17 protein-coding genes are annotated in these 16,870 nt (G+C 62.2%); 9 read left to right on the forward strand and 8 right to left on the reverse strand.

Annotated features, from left to right (window positions below; translation table 11 throughout):
• Nucleotides 1–3 precede the first annotated feature (3 nt).
• On the reverse strand, nt 4–669 hold the full coding sequence (locus tag GT753_RS07345) for a peroxiredoxin-like family protein (protein ID WP_160125439.1): 666 nt from the start codon (nt 667–669) through the stop codon (nt 4–6).
• Nucleotides 670–772: 103 nt separating this feature from the next.
• Between GT753_RS07345 and GT753_RS07350 the strand changes: the two genes are divergently transcribed.
• From GT753_RS07350 to GT753_RS07360, 3 genes are all read left to right on the forward strand, one after another.
• Nucleotides 773–1,663 carry a LysR family transcriptional regulator gene (locus GT753_RS07350; RefSeq protein WP_015377772.1) on the forward strand — a complete coding sequence of 297 codons (891 nt, stop codon included), beginning with the start codon at nt 773–775 and terminating at the stop codon, nt 1,661–1,663.
• Between the two features lies 1 nt (nt 1,664).
• Nucleotides 1,665–2,354, forward strand: coding sequence for a YafY family protein (locus GT753_RS07355; protein ID WP_015377773.1), 690 nt, complete (start codon nt 1,665–1,667; stop codon nt 2,352–2,354).
• 90 nt (nt 2,355–2,444) lie between these two features.
• Nucleotides 2,445–2,813: a VOC family protein gene (locus GT753_RS07360; protein WP_004938508.1), complete on the forward strand. Its 369-nt coding sequence runs from the start codon at nt 2,445–2,447 to the stop codon at nt 2,811–2,813.
• On the opposite strand, the gene tus is transcribed toward GT753_RS07360, so the two are convergent.
• Nucleotides 2,803–3,741: a DNA replication terminus site-binding protein gene (gene tus / locus GT753_RS07365; protein ID WP_015377774.1), complete on the reverse strand. Its 939-nt coding sequence runs from the start codon at nt 3,739–3,741 to the stop codon at nt 2,803–2,805. The genes GT753_RS07360 and tus overlap by 11 nt on opposite strands.
• A 330-nt stretch (nt 3,742–4,071) precedes the next feature.
• Between tus and GT753_RS07370 the strand changes: the two genes are divergently transcribed.
• Both GT753_RS07370 and GT753_RS07375 read left to right on the forward strand, forming a co-directional pair.
• The gene (locus GT753_RS07370; protein WP_160125440.1) at nt 4,072–5,868 is read left to right on the forward strand and encodes a glycoside hydrolase family 3 protein; all 1,797 of its coding nucleotides are present in this window, start codon (nt 4,072–4,074) and stop codon (nt 5,866–5,868) included.
• Between the two features lie 126 nt (nt 5,869–5,994).
• Complete coding sequence (locus tag GT753_RS07375; protein ID WP_371732141.1) at nt 5,995–7,281, forward strand: glycoside hydrolase family 10 protein; 1,287 nt, start codon at nt 5,995–5,997, stop codon at nt 7,279–7,281.
• A 51-nt stretch (nt 7,282–7,332) separates the two neighbouring features.
• Here GT753_RS07375 and GT753_RS07380 read toward each other — a convergent pair whose 3' ends face one another.
• Nucleotides 7,333–8,601 (reverse strand): MFS transporter, encoded by a 1,269-nt coding sequence (locus GT753_RS07380; RefSeq protein ID WP_171404708.1) that lies wholly within the window; start codon nt 8,599–8,601, stop codon nt 7,333–7,335.
• A 147-nt stretch (nt 8,602–8,748) separates the two neighbouring features.
• Between GT753_RS07380 and GT753_RS07385 the strand changes: the two genes are divergently transcribed.
• The 3 genes from GT753_RS07385 to bioD all read left to right on the forward strand — a co-directional run bounded on the left by GT753_RS07385 (nt 8,749) and on the right by bioD (nt 11,829).
• Entirely contained in the window at nt 8,749–9,639 is an 891-nt protein-coding gene (locus GT753_RS07385) for a LysR family transcriptional regulator (protein ID WP_004938523.1), read from the forward strand.
• Nucleotides 9,640–9,798: 159 nt separating this feature from the next.
• Nucleotides 9,799–11,016, forward strand: coding sequence for an ROK family transcriptional regulator (locus GT753_RS07390; protein WP_004938526.1), 1,218 nt, complete (start codon nt 9,799–9,801; stop codon nt 11,014–11,016).
• Between the two features lie 144 nt (nt 11,017–11,160).
• Nucleotides 11,161–11,829 (forward strand): dethiobiotin synthase, encoded by a 669-nt coding sequence (gene bioD / locus GT753_RS07395; RefSeq protein WP_004938529.1) that lies wholly within the window; start codon nt 11,161–11,163, stop codon nt 11,827–11,829.
• 5 nt (nt 11,830–11,834) lie between these two features.
• Here the strand turns inward: bioD and GT753_RS07400 are convergent, their stop codons facing one another.
• Nucleotides 11,835–12,329: a DUF2938 domain-containing protein gene (locus GT753_RS07400; protein ID WP_015377778.1), complete on the reverse strand. Its 495-nt coding sequence runs from the start codon at nt 12,327–12,329 to the stop codon at nt 11,835–11,837.
• Nucleotides 12,330–12,399: 70 nt separating this feature from the next.
• Between GT753_RS07400 and GT753_RS07405 the strand changes: the two genes are divergently transcribed.
• Entirely contained in the window at nt 12,400–12,792 is a 393-nt protein-coding gene (locus tag GT753_RS07405) for a helix-turn-helix domain-containing protein (protein ID WP_160125479.1), read from the forward strand.
• Here the strand turns inward: GT753_RS07405 and clcB are convergent.
• The 4 genes from clcB to GT753_RS07425 all read right to left on the reverse strand — a co-directional run bounded on the left by clcB (nt 12,789) and on the right by GT753_RS07425 (nt 16,868).
• Complete coding sequence (gene clcB, locus GT753_RS07410; protein WP_033633138.1) at nt 12,789–14,090, reverse strand: voltage-gated ClC-type chloride channel ClcB; 1,302 nt, start codon at nt 14,088–14,090, stop codon at nt 12,789–12,791. The genes GT753_RS07405 and clcB overlap by 4 nt on opposite strands.
• A 125-nt stretch (nt 14,091–14,215) precedes the next feature.
• Complete coding sequence (gene osmV / locus GT753_RS07415) at nt 14,216–15,355, reverse strand: osmoprotectant ABC transporter ATP-binding protein OsmV (protein WP_015377781.1); 1,140 nt, start codon at nt 15,353–15,355, stop codon at nt 14,216–14,218.
• Nucleotides 15,352–16,002 (reverse strand): osmoprotectant ABC transporter permease OsmW, encoded by a 651-nt coding sequence (gene osmW, locus GT753_RS07420; RefSeq protein ID WP_015377782.1) that lies wholly within the window; start codon nt 16,000–16,002, stop codon nt 15,352–15,354. The genes osmV and osmW overlap by 4 nt, the downstream gene beginning before the upstream one ends.
• A gap of 8 nt (nt 16,003–16,010) precedes the next feature.
• Nucleotides 16,011–16,868 carry a glycine betaine ABC transporter substrate-binding protein gene (locus GT753_RS07425; RefSeq protein WP_198509697.1) on the reverse strand — a complete coding sequence of 286 codons (858 nt, stop codon included), beginning with the start codon at nt 16,866–16,868 and terminating at the stop codon, nt 16,011–16,013.
• Between the last annotated feature and the right edge of the window lie 2 nt (nt 16,869–16,870).

The following is a 16,870-nucleotide window of genomic DNA, read 5'->3' on the forward strand; positions in this document are numbered from 1 at the left end:
TTTTCAAGCCAACATCTCTAGCACCGATAACAGCGCCTGCGGCTCCGGCCGCTGGGTGTAATCGGCGTGCGCTTCGGCGTAGACAATACGGCCATCGCGGGCGATGACGAATCGCGCTGGCAGCGGCAGCGTCCAGCTGTCATCCTGGTTGAACTGCGCCAGATCGAGGCCGAGCCGCTGTTGATACAGGGCGATCAGCGCGTCCGGCAGGCGGTAACGCAGGCCGAACTGGGCCGCCAGACGGTTGCCTGCATCGCTGAGCAACGGAAAGGTGAGATCGTGATCGCGCGCGGCCTGGCGGTTATGCACCGCGCTCTGCGGCGAGACGGCCAACAACTGCGCGCCGTACTGCGTGATGGCGGGCAATGCGGCCTGCAGCGCCTGCAGATCGAGCGTACAGTAAGGGCACCAGATCCCGCGATAGAAACTGACGACCAGCGGCCCTTTTGCCAACAGCGCCGTGGAAGAGCATGGTCGGTTTTCGCTGTCCGACAGTGTAAAGCCGGGCGCGGCGTCGCCGACCTTCAGGGCGCGTTCGGCCACGCCCGACGCGATCTGCGCCTGGATAGCCTCACGCATCAGCGCGTGATCTTGCGCCGCGAGTTTGAACGGCAGTTGGTCGGCCTCGAATGCCGCTTTGAAGGCATCGAGTTTGTCTTGCAGTGTCATGCGTTCTCCTGACGGGAATGAGGGGGAGCGCTTATCTTGCCCATTCCAAAATGGCGCGTGTAGACTGCAATAAATGCTAACCGTTATTCCAACAAGGAATGCCATGGGTAAATTTGCCGATTACGAAACCTATGCCTGCGTTTACGAGAGCGGCTCCTTTACCGCGGCGGCGCGGCGGCTGCACGTGGGGCAGCCGGCGGTCTCAAAAGCGGTGGCGCGGCTGGAACAGCAGCTCGGCACGCGCCTGATGCTGCGCTCGACCCACGGCCTGCAGCCGACGGATGCGGGACAGCAGCTGTATCAACGCACCCGGCGTATCCTGAACGAGCTGGCGGAGACGGAAGCGCTGGTGCAGAGCGCCGGCGAGACCCTGAGCGGCCGGTTGCGGGTCGCTTCGGCGGCGGTGTTCGCCCGCATCGTTCCCTTGCCTGATTTGACGGCGTTTATGCGCGCCAATCCACGGTTGCACGTTGATTTGCTGCTGGATGACGGCAATCTGTCGCTGATTGAAGAAGGCATCGATATTGCCCTGTGTGTTGGCGAGTTGGAGGATTCCGGTTTTACCGCCCGCAAGCTGGGTGAGGTAAAGCAATGCGTGATCGGCACGCCCGGCTATTTTGCCGCTGCCGGTATGCCGCAGCGGCCGGAAGATCTGTTGCAGCACGAGATGGTGATTTACCATCGCCGTGGCGGCGGCGAGCAGTGGCGCTTCAGCCGCGGAGAAGAGCAGCGCGCGCTGCGGTTGCCGGGGCGCATGCGGGTTAACGCGGCGGAGTGCGTGCGCGAGTTGGTGCTGGCGGGCTTTGGCGCCACCGTCGCCAGCGAAGGCCTGTTTCGCAGCGAGCTGCAAAGCGGGGCGGCGATTGCGGCTTTAGCGGACTGGCAACTGCCGCCGCTGGCGCTGTGGGCGGTGTTCCCCGGTGGCCATTTCGTCTCGGCCAAGGCGCGGGCCTTTGCCGATTTTGTCCAAACCGCGCTATGCAGGGAGCCGTGATATGTCGCGCGCACAACGTTTACTCGATCTGATGCAGCTGCTGCGCAACCACCGTTATCCGGTGGCGGGCCATGCGCTGGCGCAGACGCTGGGCATCAGCATGCGCACCCTGTACCGCGATATCGCCACGCTGCAGCAGCAGGGGGCGGAAATCGCCGGTGAGGCGGGCGTCGGCTATGTGCTGCGCCCCGGCTTTATGCTGCCGCCGCTGATGTTCTCGCCGGCGGAGACAGAAGCGCTGGTGCTGGGGATGCGCTGGGTCAGCCGCCGCGGTGACAGCCAACTGGCGAGCGCGGCGGGTCAGGCGCTGGCCAAGATCGCCGCGGTGCTGCCGCCGGCGCTGCGGGAGGAGCTGGAGGCCAATACGCTGCTTATCGCGCCGGTTCAGGCGCCGCCGGTGGCGGATGAGATGCGGGTGCTGATCCGAGACACCATCCGCTGCGAGCGCAAACTGCATATCGACTACCTCGATCTGGCGGGGCAGCGCAGCGAACGCCTGCTGTGGCCCTTTGCGCTGGGTTTTTTCGATCAGTTTCAGATGTTGGTCGCCTGGTGCGAGCTGCGTCAGGCCTTTCGCCATTTTCGTCTCGATCGCATTCAGGCCGCCACGCCGCTTGCACAGCGCTATCCGCGTGGCCGGCGGCGGCTGCTGAAAGAGTGGCGCCTCAGCGAGGGCATTGCGGAGCAATAGCGGCACGCTGCTGCCATAAACTGTCAGTCGCGCGCCTTAGTCTGTGCCTATCGGGAACCGGCCGGTTCCCATCACCCAAAGGACAGACCGATGACCCTTCCCAGCATGACCCTGCTTTACGTCGACAACCCGCTCAACAGCGCCGCCTTTTATCAACGCCTGCTGGGGCAGGCGCCGGTGGAGCTTTCGCCCGGCTTTGCCCTGTTCGTGCTCAACAACGGCTTCAAGCTGGGGATGTGGGCCAAACAGGGGGTAAAACCCGCCGCCACGCTGACCGGGGGCGGCGGTGAACTGGGCTTTTTATGCCAGGATCCGCAAGAAGTGGAGGCGCGCTATAACCAGTGGCGCGAACTTGGGCTGACTATCGAGCAAACGCCGACCGAGATGGAGTTCGGTTACACCTTCGTGGCGCGAGATCCGGACGGCCATCGCCTGCGGGTGTATGCCCTCAGCGAGTAGCGTCGTCGGTATACAGGTGCAGACGCGGCACCAGCAGCCGCAGCGGCCTGGCGTCGGGTTTGTAACGGTGTTTCACCGCCTCGGCGTCGTAGTTGAGCAGTTCGCCGATCTTCGGCACCGCGGCGCCGCTTTCAACCTGACACAGGGCGATCAGCGGTAGCGGGCAGGGGTGCTGCACCTGTTTTTGCTGCTGCTGATACCACACCCGGGCGATCGGCTGCACTTTTACCGGCCGTTTGATCTTCAGCGTCGCCTGCTGCGGCAGCCGGCTGACGTCGTCGATCTCACGGCTGACCAGGGCGGCCCACTGTTCACGGCTGTGCGGCGGCACCGCGCGGCCGGCTTTCAGGCTTTTCTCCAGCTGCGCCAGAATGTCGTCCCGCTTGACGTTTTTGATGATGTGCTTGTTGGCCCAGCCGAAGCGCACGGAGTCGGGATTGGTCAGGGCAGTGAGGGTGCGATAGGCGCTGAGGGTAATCAGCCCGTGCAGATGGGTGTGCACGAACTCGAAACGCTGCTCCGGCGCCAGGCCGGAATCGACGGTGATAATCTGCTCCAGTTCGCCCTTCAGGCGGTTGATCAGCGCCAGCTGCGTTTGCAGCGCCTGATACTCCGGTTGCTCCACCGCCAGACAGATGACGCCGGGCAGGCGCACGGCGGCCTTGCTGCTGACATTCTCCCGGTTGTGGTGAATGAACAGCCGCTGATAATGCTCCAGCGCCAGATCGCGCGCCGCTTGCCCCACATGCTGCTCGACCGCGATATGCGAAATGGCCTGATGTTCCTGGCCTTTTTCAACCTCCGGCAGGCTGAACACCCGCGCCGCCAGCAACCGCAGCGGGGCGATCTGCTGCTGCAACGCGCCGAGCGCCTGCTCCAGCTCGTTAAAGCAGGCGTTCATTCGGCCAATCACATCGTATCTGCTCATCGCACACTCCCATATTAGTTACAACATACTATAGAAGAGTGGCCAACTGGGGGCAACATCGGCAAACGAAGAGGGAGCGGCTTCACTGGCCACCCGGCTTGTCAGCGAAAAATACGCCAGAGGGACTTCTACAGCAGGGCGCGAAATAGACTTTGCATTGGTATGGGTTTGATTCATTGATGGATTTTTTCTGTTGGTTGATATTTTGTTTGATCCATTTTCCGTTTGCCGTTGTCCAATTGCTGGAACAAACAGAATGGCAGGACGCTATGAGCCCCTCGGGTTATCTTTTCTTCTGTCATTAACGGGTGCTTTAAACGGAGGTTTACTGTGGATATTAAACAGAAAGTCAAAAACATGACGCTGGAAGAGAAGATCGGGCAAAAAATCATGCTGGATTTTCGCTACTGGGATCAGAACGGTAGCAGCAATCAGGATATGACCGTTCCCGATGCAGCCATTGGCAAGCTGATCACCGATAACCACATCGGTGGGGTGATCCTGTTTGCCAATAATCTGAAAGACAAGCAGCAGATCAAAACGTTGACGGCCTGGTATGCCGCGCTGACAACCCACGCGGGCGTTCGTTTGTTTATTGGCACGGATAACGAAGGCGGTAACGTTTTCCGGCTGCCGCGCGGCGACTACGCCTCATTCCCCGGCAATATGGCGCTGGCGGCGGCGATCGAGGGCGGTGCGGATAAACAGCTCGCCGTTGAACAGGGCAAACTGATGGCCCAGGATATGCGCGCGTTGCATATCAATACCAACTTTGCCCCGGTCGTGGACGTCAACACCAACCCGTTCAACCCGGTGATTAACGTTCGCGCCTTCAGCGATGATAAGAACACCGTTGCCCGCCTGGCGGAAAACATGGTGGCGGGCATGAAACAGCAGGGGCTGATCACCGCGTACAAACACTTCCCCGGCCATGGCAGCACCTCCACCGACTCGCATACCGGTTTGCCGCGCGTCGATCGTACGCGGGAAGAAGCTTTTGCCATTGATATCGCCCCTTATAAACAGGCCATCGATCGCTGCGCGGCGCCGGATATGGTGATGACTGCGCATATTCAGTACCCCGCACTGGATAACAGCCAGATCGACACCCGCAACGGTGAAAAAATCACGGTGCCGGCCACCATGTCGCGCGAAATCCAGACCCAGATCCTGCGCAATGAGCTGGGTTATGCCGGCGTAACGATTTCAGACGCGCTGGATATGGGCGCGATTGCCGAGCATTTCAGCCAGCAAGCGGCGGCTGAAAACGTCTTTACCGCCGGAGTGGATATCGCCCTGATGCCTGTCAGCATCGCCTCGCCGGCGCAGGCGAGCCTGCTGCCGGACCTGATTCGTTACCTTGCGGATCGGGTGAAAACCGGGCATCTCAGCGAGGCCGATATTGATGCCTCTGTCGAGCGCATTTTGCGCCTCAAATTGCGCCATCACCTGATGGGCCATAGCGATAAACCCTGTTCCCACGACGTTTCGTCCTCCGCGCATCAGCTAGAGAAACGGATTGCCGATCGTTCCATTACCGTGGTTATCAACCGTCAATGTCTGCTGCCGTTAAAGGACAAAGCGCTGCGCTACTTTATTCTGACTCCGTGGGGCGAGCAGGCCAAAGGCATTGCGAACGTGATGGCGCAGGAGGGCTATCAGAACGTCGTGGCCGCGAAGGAAACGGAACTGAGCGACGCCCAGGTCAGGGAACATATTGCCGGCTGCGACGTGTTCTTGCTTGGAACCCTCTCAACCCGCTTTACGCCTGCCGAGCAGGATGGGGTCGTGACCGCCGCAACCGGGGCGGCTAATGACAGCAGCCCTTACCCGGGCTGGCTGAAATACGCCGCCGAGCAGGGGAAAAAATGCGTTCACCTCTCATTGCGCGCGCCTTACGATATCGTGAACTATGCCGCAGACGTGGATGCGGCTGTCGCCACCTATTCTTACTACGGGTATGACAGCGGCGTATGGCGTGGCCCTTCGATGATATCGCTGGCGCAGGTGCTGACGGGGAAAATCAGACCGCACGGAAAACTGCCGGTTAATACCTGGCATGACTACGATGAGCAAACCAATACCGGCAAGGTGGCGTTCCCTCGCGGGACGGGGCTGAGCTGGTGATGGGATAAGGAGAGGCGTCGCCAGAAAGGGCGGCGCCGGTCGCTGGATGGCGTTGATAAAGCGGGCGGTTTCTTGCTCCGCACGCCGCGACATGGGATAACCGTCACTCACGGAAGGAGAACATTTATGCCGACAGGCGCAACAAAACTAGGCGGATGGCTGTTGATGGCCGCCATGCTGGGCGTGAGCGGATGCGCCAAACCCCCTGAGCCGGAAAAGCCTCCGCAGCCTGTACCGCCGGCAACGCCGATGCGGGGCATCTGGCTGGCCACGGTCATTGGCTTGGACTGGCCGCCGGCGGCCTCGCTGAAAGCGGAATCCACGCAAGAGCGGGTGCGTCTGCAGAAGCAGGGGCTGACGGACGCGCTGGACGACATGGTGAAAACCGGGATTAACACGGTGTATTTTCAGGTTAAACCGGACGGCACGGCCCTGTGGCGTTCTGACATCTTGCCCTGGTCGGAGGTATTGACCGGCACCGTGGGCCAGGATCCGGGTTATGATCCGCTGGCCTTTATGCTGACAGAAGCGCACCGACGCGGCATCAAAGTGCATGCCTGGCTGAACCCTTATCGGGTTTCCATGAATACCCGACAGCAAACGATTGATGCACTCAATCATACGCTGCAGTCGCCGCCGGCCAGCGTCTATGCGCTACATCCCGACTGGATACGCACCGCCAGCGATCGCTTCGTGCTCGACCCCGGCCTGCCCGAGGTGCGCAACTGGATCACCGGCGTGGTGGCTGAAGTCGTCAAAAACTACGATGTCGACGGCATTCAGTTTGACGATTATTTCTATTACGAAACGCCGCAATCGCCGCTGGATGATGAAAAGACGTATCGCGCATACGGCAAAGGGTTTGCAGACAAGGCCGACTGGCGAAGAGACAACACGCTGCAATTGATAAAACAGGTTTCCGCCACCGTCAAAGCACTGAAGCCCGCGGTCGTGTTTGGCGTCAGCCCGGCGGGCGTATGGCGAAACAAAGCGGACGATCCTGCCGGTTCGGCGACGCGGGCCGGCGCGCCGTCGTACGATACGGCCTATGCCGATACGCGCCAGTGGGTCAAACTGGGGCTGCTCGACTATATCGCACCGCAGCTGTATTGGCCTTTCGATCGTGAAATTGTTCGCTACGACGTGCTGGCCAACTGGTGGGCCGAGGTGGTGAAAGACACGCCGGTTCGGCTCTATGCCGGGGTGGCGCTGTATAAAGTGGGCACGCCATCGGCCAGCGAGCCGGCCTGGACCGTCGACGGCGGCGTCCCCGAGCTGAAAAGGCAGTTGGATCTCAACGAGAGCCTGCCGGGGATGGGGGGAACCATCCTGTTCCGGCAACGTTATCTGACCGAGCCGCAAACGGACAAGGCGGTGGAGTACCTGCAAACTCGCTGGAAACCCGGTCAATAATCACGGGCTCTGGCATGACGAGCCGCGGCTAACCACCGCGGCTTTTTCCATTCACAGGCGCGCCGCTTCCGGCAGCCGTTTCAGGTAATGCACCACCAGCAGCGCCAGCAATAGCATCAGGCTGATAAACGCCGCCACGCCATTCCAGCCGAAGCTGTGCCAGAACACGCCGCCCAGGGTGCCGGCCACGCTGGAGCCGACGTAATAGCAGAACAGATACAGCGACGACGCCTGGCCTTTGGCGCGGCGCGCACGGCGGCCGATCCAGCTGCTGGCCACCGAGTGGGCGGCGAAGAAACCGGCGGTGAACAGCATCATGCCGATAAAGATCGCCGGCACCTGCGGCAGCGCGGTAATCAGGATCCCGATCAGCATAATCACGATCGACGCCAGCAGCACCGGGCCGCGCCCGAAGCGCGAGGTGAGCGCGCCGGCCTTGGGCGAACTGTAGGAGCCGGTGAGGTACACCACCGACAGCAGGCCGACGATCGCCTGGCTCAGGTGATAAGGATCCGCCAGCAGGCGATAACCGATGTAGTTGAACAGGGTGACGAAGCTGCCCATCAGCAGGAAACCTTCCGCGAACAGCAGCGGCAACCCTTTATCGTGCCAATGCAGTTTGAAGTTGATCAGCAGGGTGCGCGGGCGCAGCGAGCTGGCGCGGAAATGCCGCGAGGCGGGCAGGATGCGCCAGAACATGCAGGCGGCGGCGAGGGCGAACAGGCCGATGACGCCAAGCGATACGCGCCAGGAGAAGAAGTCGGTCAGCACCCCGGTCACCAGGCGGCCGCTCATGCCGCCGATCGAGTTGCCGCTGATATACAGCCCCATCGAGAAGGCGACGAAGCTGGGGTGGATCTCTTCGCTGAGGTAGGTCATGCCGACCGCGGCGACGCCGCTCAGCGACAGGCCGATCAATGCGCGCATCAGTAAAATGCCGTGCCAGCTGGTCATAAAGGCGCAAATCAACGTGCAAACCGCCGCCAGCAGCAGCGCCACCACCATCACCGACTTGCGGCCGATGGCGTCGGACAGCGGCCCGGTAAACATCAGGCCGATCGCCAGCAGGCCGGTGGAGACCGAGAGCGACAGGCTGCTTTCCGCCGGCGAGACGCCGAAGTCTTGCGACAGCACCGGCAGGATCGGCTGCACGCAGTAAAGCAACGCGAAGGTCGCCAGCCCGGCGGAAAACAGCGCCAGCGTGACGCGCATAAACTGCGGCGTGCCGCGTTCGATATAGGGGAGTTTATTGTTGAGGGTGGAGCGTTTTACTGTTGGCGCAGCGGCCGCGTCATCGTTGGCGGCCAGCGTCGACGGCATCACGGCCGCAGAACGCACAGGGGTTGTCACAGCGTTTCCTTACCGAACTTCGGGGAGATAAACAGACACTTTGCAGATAACAAAATGATAGGGAGCGGCGAATTTTTTGTCTAATATATTAATAATTACAATTAAGACTTTTTAAATATGAATATCGAGTTGAGACACCTGCGTTACTTTATCGCCGTGGCCGAAGAGCTGCATTTTGGCCGCGCCGCCGAGCGGTTGCGCATCTCCCAGCCGCCGCTCAGCCAGCAAATTCAGGCGCTGGAAGAGATGGTCGGCGCGCGGCTGCTGGCGCGCAACAACCGCAACGTCAGTTTGACCCAGGCCGGGGAGATGTTCCTCAAAGAAGCCTATCAGGTGCTCGATCAGGTCGGCCGCGCGGCGGAAAAGGCGGCGCGCCTGGATCGCGGCGAACTGGGGGAAATGACCATCGGCTTTACCTCTTCCGCGCCCTTTATCGGCGTGGTGGCGCGCAGCCTGCGCGCCTTTCGGCAGCAGTCCCCGCAGGTGCACATCAAGATGCGCGAAATCAACACCAAACAGCAGATCGAACCGCTGCTGAACGGCGAACTGGATCTGGGGGTGATGCGCAACACGCGGCTGCCGGAAGCGCTGCACTATCAGCTGCTGCTGCGCGAACCGCTGGTGGCGGTAGTGCCGGAAGGGCATCCGCTGGCGGAAACGCCCGGCGGCGCGCTGCGGTTTCAACATTTGGCGCGGGAGCCGTTCGTTTTCTTCTCGCGCGAAGTGGGCACCGCGCTGTACGACGAAATTCTGCTGCTGCTCGGCAAGGCCGGCATCACCCCGTATATCACCCAGGAAGTGGGGGAAGCGATGACTATCATCGGGCTGGTCTCCGCCGGGTTGGGAGTTTCGATTCTGCCGGCGTCTTTCGCCCGGGTGCGGGTGGACGGCGTGCGCTATTTGCCGCTGGCGGAGCCGGACGCCACCACCGAAGTGTGGCTGGTGCACCACCGCCGGCGGCCGTTGACCGCGGCGGCGCAGTCGCTGATGGCGTTGATGCTGAAATGACGTTGAGCTTGGGCAAATAAAAATCAATTCACGCTGAAATTGCGAGGAATTTGTGCAGCAAATCACATAACGAATCAAATAGTTGACGCTGTATGACAAAAGCCCCACCATAACCCCTAGTCTTTATTTAGAAGCGCGAAAAATAGTAGGAGCCGGTTTGTGATTGCGGTTGGGCAGCCTGGGCATATCGATCAAATCAAACAGACCAATGCGGGGGCGGTTTATCGGCTCATCGATCAACTGGGTCCGATTTCGCGCATCGAACTGTCAAAACGCGCGCAGCTGGCGCCCGCCAGCATCACCAAGATCGTGCGCGAGCTGCTGGAAGCCCATCTGGTCAAGGAAACCGAGTACCAGGAGATCGGCAGCCGGGGCCGCCCGGCGGTAGGGCTGGTGCTGGACACCGAAGCCTGGCACTACCTGTCCGCCCGCATCAGCCGCGGCAGCATCACGCTGGCGCTGCGCGATCTCAGCAGCAAGCTGGTGGTGGAGGAACAGCTGCCGCTGGCGGCCGAACATCCCGAACCGCTGCTGAAGCGCATCCTGACCGAAGTCGATCAGTTCTTTATCCGCCACCAAAGCAAGCTGGAACGGTTAACGGCGATCGCCATCACGCTGCCGGGCATGATCGATGTCCAGTCCGGCGTGGTGCACCGCATGCCGTTTTACGACGTGCTGGAGATGCCGCTCGGCCCGGCGCTGGAAACCCGCACCGGCCTGCCGGTTTACCTGCAGCACGACATCAGCGCCTGGACCATGGCCGAGGCGCTGTACGGCGCCTCGCGCGGCAGCCAGAACGTGATTCAGGTGGTGATCGACCACAACGTCGGCGCCGGGGTGATCACCGGCGGCCATGTGTTGCACGCCGGCAGCCACAGCGTGGTGGAGATCGGCCACACCCAGGTCGATCCCTACGGCAAACGCTGTTACTGCGGCAACCACGGCTGTCTCGAAACCGTGGCCAGCATTGAGAACATGCTGGAGATCGCCCAGCAGCGGCTGAGCGGCTCGATGAGCTCCAGCCTGCACGGCGCGCCGCTGACCGTCGAATCGCTGTGCGACGCCGCGCTGGCGGGCGATCAGCTGGCGCGGGACATCATTCTCGGCGTCGGCCACAGCGTGGGGCGCATTCTGGCTATCATGGTCAACCTGTTCAATCCCGAGAAGATCCTGGTGGGCTCGCCGCTCAACCGCGCGGCGGAGATCCTGCACCCGGCCATCGCCTCCTGCATTCGCCAGCAGGCGCTGCCGGCCTACAGCGAGCAGGTCAAGGTCGAATCCACGCAGTTCTTCAATCAGGGCACCATGCCCGGCGCGGCGCTGGTGAAAGAGGCGCTGTATAACGGTTCATTGCTGGTGCAACTGCTGCAAGGCTAACATCAGAACCTCTTATTAATTCCGCAAAAGATTGAGCTACCTCAAGCCCCTACGCGGCAGCATCCCCTAGAATTTTTCCGAAATACTTCTTCGCCGCCGGTGCGGCGATACATTGTTAACGGGGCATTCTGGGGCATTTTATTCATGTTGAAGCGTTTATTTGTGACAGGCACGGATACCGACGTCGGTAAAACCGTGGTTTCCCGCGGGTTGATGCAGGCGCTGGCCGCCGAAGGCCGTTCGGTGGCCGGCTACAAGCCGATCGCCGCGCGCTGCCAGGAAACCAGCGAGGGCATCCGCAATAAAGACGCTTTGGTATTGCAGGCATCTTCAACCCTGCCGCTGTCCTACGAGGAGATCAATCCCATCACCTGCCTGGATGAGGTGTTTCATGCGCATGCGACCGAGGACATCAACTATGGCGTGATGAGCAGCGGTCTGCGGGATCTGTCGGCCAAAGCCGATACGGTGGTGGTGGAAGGCAGCGGCGGTTGGCGGGTGCTGATGAACGATCTGCGGCCTTACGCCGAGTGGGTGGTGCAGGAACAGCTGCCGGTGGTGCTGGTGGTGGGCATCAAGCTGGGCTGCGTCAGCCACGCGTTGCTGACCGCACAGTCGATTATCAACGACGGCCTGCCGTTGCTGGGCTGGGTCGCCAACCGCATCAACCCGGGGTTGGCGCACTATGCCGAAACCATCGCGGCGCTGCAGCAGCGCATTTCTGCGCCGCTGCTGGGTGAAATTCCGTACCTGCCGCGCGCGGAGCAGCGCGAACTGGCGCACTACCTCGACATCTCCACGCTGCTGCGCTAGCGCGCTCAGGCCAGGAAAGGGGCCAACAAACGGGCGGAGACAAACAGCCCCAGGCCGTACACCGTATGCACCAGCAGGCTGATGATGCGGCTACGCGTCGGATTGGGGGTGTTCGCCGCCGCCACGCCAAAGCCCAACGCCGGCTGCATCACGAAGAAGGGCGCCGCCAGGCTCAGCCAGCCGCTCAACAGCGCGACCAGCGGCGTCGGCGCGGCGTACCACGCGATGCCCGCCAAGCCGAGCGGGATAAAGGCGAAGGCGACGCCGATCGCGTAGTGCAGCAGCCATCCCATCGCTTTTTCTCCCCGCCGCACCGGCGCAGCCATGATCGGAGCGTGATAAAACCGGCCGTCGAACAGGCCGATAAACCAGCGGCCGACCAGCGCGTAGTTAAGGGGCGGGATGCCCAGCACGCGCTTTTGCACGATGGCCCACAGATCGGTGCACAGCGTGGCGCCCACCCCGGTCAGCAGAATCATCAGTAAAATTTCTGTCGTCATTTTCGTGTCCTTAAAGTCACTCATGGTGTAATGTGCGCACAGTGTGCAACTTAAAGTCGACTTCAAGTCAATGGAAAAAGAACTGGATATTGGCGAGGTGGCGCGTTTGAGCGGCATCGCGCCCTCGGCGCTGCGGCATTACGAGAAAAAGGGGCTGATCGCCTCGATAGGCCGCAACGGTTTACGTCGCCAATACGCCGCCGGCGTGCTGGATAAACTGAAGCTGATCGCCCTTGGGCGGCTGGCGGGATTTACGCTGGATGAGATCGCCTCGCTGTTTGACGATCGAGGGCGCATCGCCCTCGATCGCCGGCTGCTGGCGGCGCGGATTGAAGAACTGGATCGCACCCTGCGGCGTCTGGGGCAGGTGCGCGCCGGTTTGCAGCACATGGTCGATTGCCCTGAACCGGAGCACCTGCAGTGCCCGCAGTTCAGGAAGCTGCTGCAGCAGGGCGAGTTTTAAGCCTCGCGTTTGGGCGGCGGCGCGGTGTGGTAGACCGATACCGGCCGCAGGCCGCGCGACACGGTGGTGGCGATCACGCAGGCCAGCAGAATGCCGGGCAGCAGCGCGTATTCGCCGGTCATTTCAAACACCATCAGCGCCGCCATGATCGGCGCATGGGTGGTGGCGGCCAGCAGGGTAGCCATGCCGGTCAGCGCCAGCAGCAGCGGCACCGCCGCATCCATCCCCGGCCACAGGCCGAACAGCTGGCCGATCATCGAACCGAGCGCGGCGCCGACGAACAGCGTCGGGGTGAAGACCCCGCCGGGCGCGCCCGACCCGCTGCTGGCGAGGATCGCCAACAGCTTGCATACCAGGATCGCCCCCAGCAGCAACACCCCCGGCGGCGCGATCAGCAGCGCCTGCACCACGCTGTAGCCATTGCCCCATACCTGCGGGAACAACAGCGAAAGCAGCCCAACGATCAGGCCGCCCAGCGCCAGCTGCAGCGGCGGCTTCAGGCGCAGCGATCGGAACGCGCGGCCGGTGGCGGTCATCAACCATAAAAACAGCGGCCCGCCGGCGCCGGCCACCACGCCGACCAGCGCCATCAGCAGGTATTGCGTCGGCAAGGGGGCGGCGAGCGGCGTCACCAGGTAGAGCGGCGCCTGGCCGCCGTTGAGCAGGTTGGTCATCAGCAGGGCGCTGACCGCGGCGATCACCACCGGGCCGAGCGAGGCCAGCATCAGGGTGCCGAACAGGATCTCGGCGATAAACAGGCTGCCCGCCAGCGGCGCATGATAGGCGCTGGCCATCCCGGCGGCGGCGGCGCAGGCCACCCACAGTTTCCATTCTTTCTCGTGCGTAAAGCGCTGGGCAAACAGCGAGCCCACCAGCGCTGCCAGCAGGATCATCGCGCCTTCACGGCCGATGGCGCTGCCGCTCGACACCACCAGCAGCGACGCCAGACACTTCACCAGGCTGGCGCCGGTGTCCAGCTTGCCGTTGCCGGTCTCGATCGCTTCCATATAGTCGGTGGGCGCCGCCGGGCGCTGGTGGCGGTAGCGCTGGTGAACATACAGCAGCAGGCCCGCCGCCAGCCCGCCCAACGCAGGCGTCAGGGCGCGCCGCCAGCCGGGCAGCGCGGCGGCGGCGGCCACCAGACTGCCGTCGGCATTGCCGAGCAACAGCCACTCGAGGCCAATCATCGAACGGTGGAACAGCCACACCGCCAGGGCGGCGGCGACGCCGATGAACACGGCGATAAACAGGCTGCGCAGCAGGGCGCGATAGTGGTGCAGGTGGACCAATCTTTTCATGCGTGGGCGGCGTCGTGAGAAAAATCAAAGGGTCATCAGCGCATTGTGCTTGGCGCTCCGGCCGATGACCAGTGAATCTTTATCAAACTGCGGCATGGGCGGGGCGGTCGGCGCCCCGGCGGGGGTTATTGCGGCGTCAGCACCCGGCGCGTGCGGCCGGAGCTAAGGTAGTCAGCGATATAATCCTGCGAGATTTCGCCGCTGTAGCGGCCGTCTTCATCGACGATCGGCATCCAGGACGTATTGTGCTCATACAGCTTCGACAGCACCACGCGCAGGTTCTCTTCCGCGCGGGCGGTGACGCGAAAGTGGTGCAGGCTGTCGGCGCATACCCCCGGCGCACCGCGCGCCTCGCGGCGTTTGACGTAACCCAGCGGTTTGCCGTCGGCGTCCACTACCGTCACCGAACGGGCGTCGATATCGTCCATCAACCCGAATGCCTCTGTCAGCGGCGTTTCCCGGCGTACCGTCACCGTCTCTTGTTGGTCTGCCACGTCGCCGGCCTGCACCAGCAGCAGGCGCTTCAGCGTGCGATCCTGGCCGACAAAGGAGGCGACGAAGTCGTTCGCCGGGCGCGCCAGCAGCTCATCGGCGCTGGCGTTCTGCACGATCTTGCCCTGGCGGAACACCGCGATGCGATCGCCGAGCTTCAGCGCTTCGTCGATGTCGTGGCTGACCAGCATCACGGTCTTCTTCAGCTGACGCTGCATGTCGAGAAACTCGTTCTGGATGGTTTCGCGGTTGATCGGATCCACCGCGCCGAAGGGTTCATCCATCAGCAGCACCGGCGGATCGGCCGCCAGCGCACGGATCACGCCGATGCGCTGCTGCTGCCCGCCGGACATCTCTTTCGGGTAGCGGTGCAAAAAGCGCTTGGGATCCAGCGCCACCATGCTCATCAGCTCCTCGGCGCGATCGTGGCAGCGTTTTTTGTCCCAGCCCAGCATGCGCGGCACCACGGTGATGTTCTCCTCGATGGTCATGTTGGGGAACAGACCGATCTGCTGGATGACGTAGCCGATTTTGCGGCGCAGGCTGACGGTATCCAGCGCGCTGGTGTCTTCGCCGTTGATCAGAATGGTGCCGCCGGTGGGTTCGATCAGGCGGTTGATCATCTTCAGCGTGGTGGTTTTGCCGCAGCCGGATGGGCCGAGCAGCACGCAGATTTCGCCTTCCGGCACGTCCAGATTGATGTTGTCGACGGCGTTGAACGGCGTGCCGTTCTTTTGCATGAACTGTTTGGTCAGATTTTCCAATTTAATCATGAGCGGATCCCCTTGGGCGTGAGCGCAATTTGCAAGCGGTGCAATAACCAATCGAGGACGATCGCCAGCAGGCTGATCATCACGGCGCCGGTAATCAACTGGCGGATGTCGCTGCTGCTGATGCCGTTGAGCAGCAGCAGGCCGAGGCCGCCGGCGCCGATCACGGCGGCGATCGCCATCACGCCGATATTCATCACCACGGCGGTGCGAATGCCGCCGAAAATGACCGGCAGCGCTACCGGGATCTCCACCCAGCGCAGGCGTTGCCAGAAGGTCATGCCGATGCCGCGGCCGGCTTCGCGCAGCCCGCCGGGCAGGTTGTCGAGCGCGGTGTGGGTGTTGCGCACGATCGGCAGCAGCGAATAGAGGAACACCGCGGTGATCGCCGGCACGTAGCCGATGCCGTGGCCGATTAAGGAAAACAGCGGGATCATCAGCCCGAACAGGGCGATGGAGGGCACGGTCAGCACCAGCGTGGCCAGGCTCAGCACCGGCGTCGCCAGCCATTTGTGGCGGACGATCAGCACGCCAAGCGGCACGCCGATCAGGATCGCCAGACCCACGGCGACGCCGACCAGCAGCAGGTGTTCCAGCGTCAATCCGGCGATATAGGCCCAGTTTTGCCAGGCGTAAAGTAAGGTATTCATCATGCCTCCTAAATCAGGCCGCGCTGCTTGAGGAACGCGTCGGCGACCTGTTGCGGCGTCTGGTAGTCGATATCCACTCTGGCGTTAAGCTCGGTGATCACCTGATTGTTGAACTGTTTCGACAGCGTGTTCAGCGCCGCTTCCAGCCCCGGCGTGTTTTGCAACACGTCGGCGCGCACCACCGGCGTGACCGCATAGCTCGGGAAATAGCCTTTATCGTCTTCCAGCACCTGCAGATCGAAGCCTTTCACCCGGCCATCGGTGGTGTATACCAGCCCGGCGTCGACGAAGCCGTCGCGGATGGCGTTGTAGACCAGGCCGGGATCCATCTGGCGGATTTGCGGGCGATCCAGCGGCATGTCGTACAGCGCCTGCATCGGCTTCAGGCCGTCCGAGCGGCCGGCAAATTCCAGATCCAGCCCCAGCAGCCAGTTGTGTTTCGGGTCGGTTTTACGCACCTGTTCCACTTTGGCCACCAGCTGCGACATCGTGCGGATCTGCTCTTTTTCCGCGCGCCGGCGCTGCATGGCGAAGGCGTAGGTGTTGTTCATGTCCGCCGGCTGCAGCCACACCAGGCCGAGTTTGGCGTCGAGCTTTTTCACCGTGTCGTAGGTTTCCTGCGGTGACATGCGCTTATTGATGTGGTTAAAGATGATCAGCGAGGTGCCGGTGTATTCCCAGGTCATGTCGATCTGCTTGTTGATCATCGCGTTGCGGGTGATCACCGTAGCCAGATTGGTCTTTGGTTCGACCTGAAAACCCTTGGCCCGCAGGTATTGCACGGTGATCGCCGACAGAATGCGCTGTTCGGTAAAGTTCTTGCTCGCCAGCGTCAGCGGGGCGGCCCAGGCGGCCGCGCCGGTCATCA

Origin of the sequence: Serratia sp. Z4, from assembly GCF_009900725.1 — a bacterium.
GTDB classification, from domain to species: Bacteria; Pseudomonadota; Gammaproteobacteria; order Enterobacterales; family Enterobacteriaceae; genus Serratia; species Serratia nematodiphila.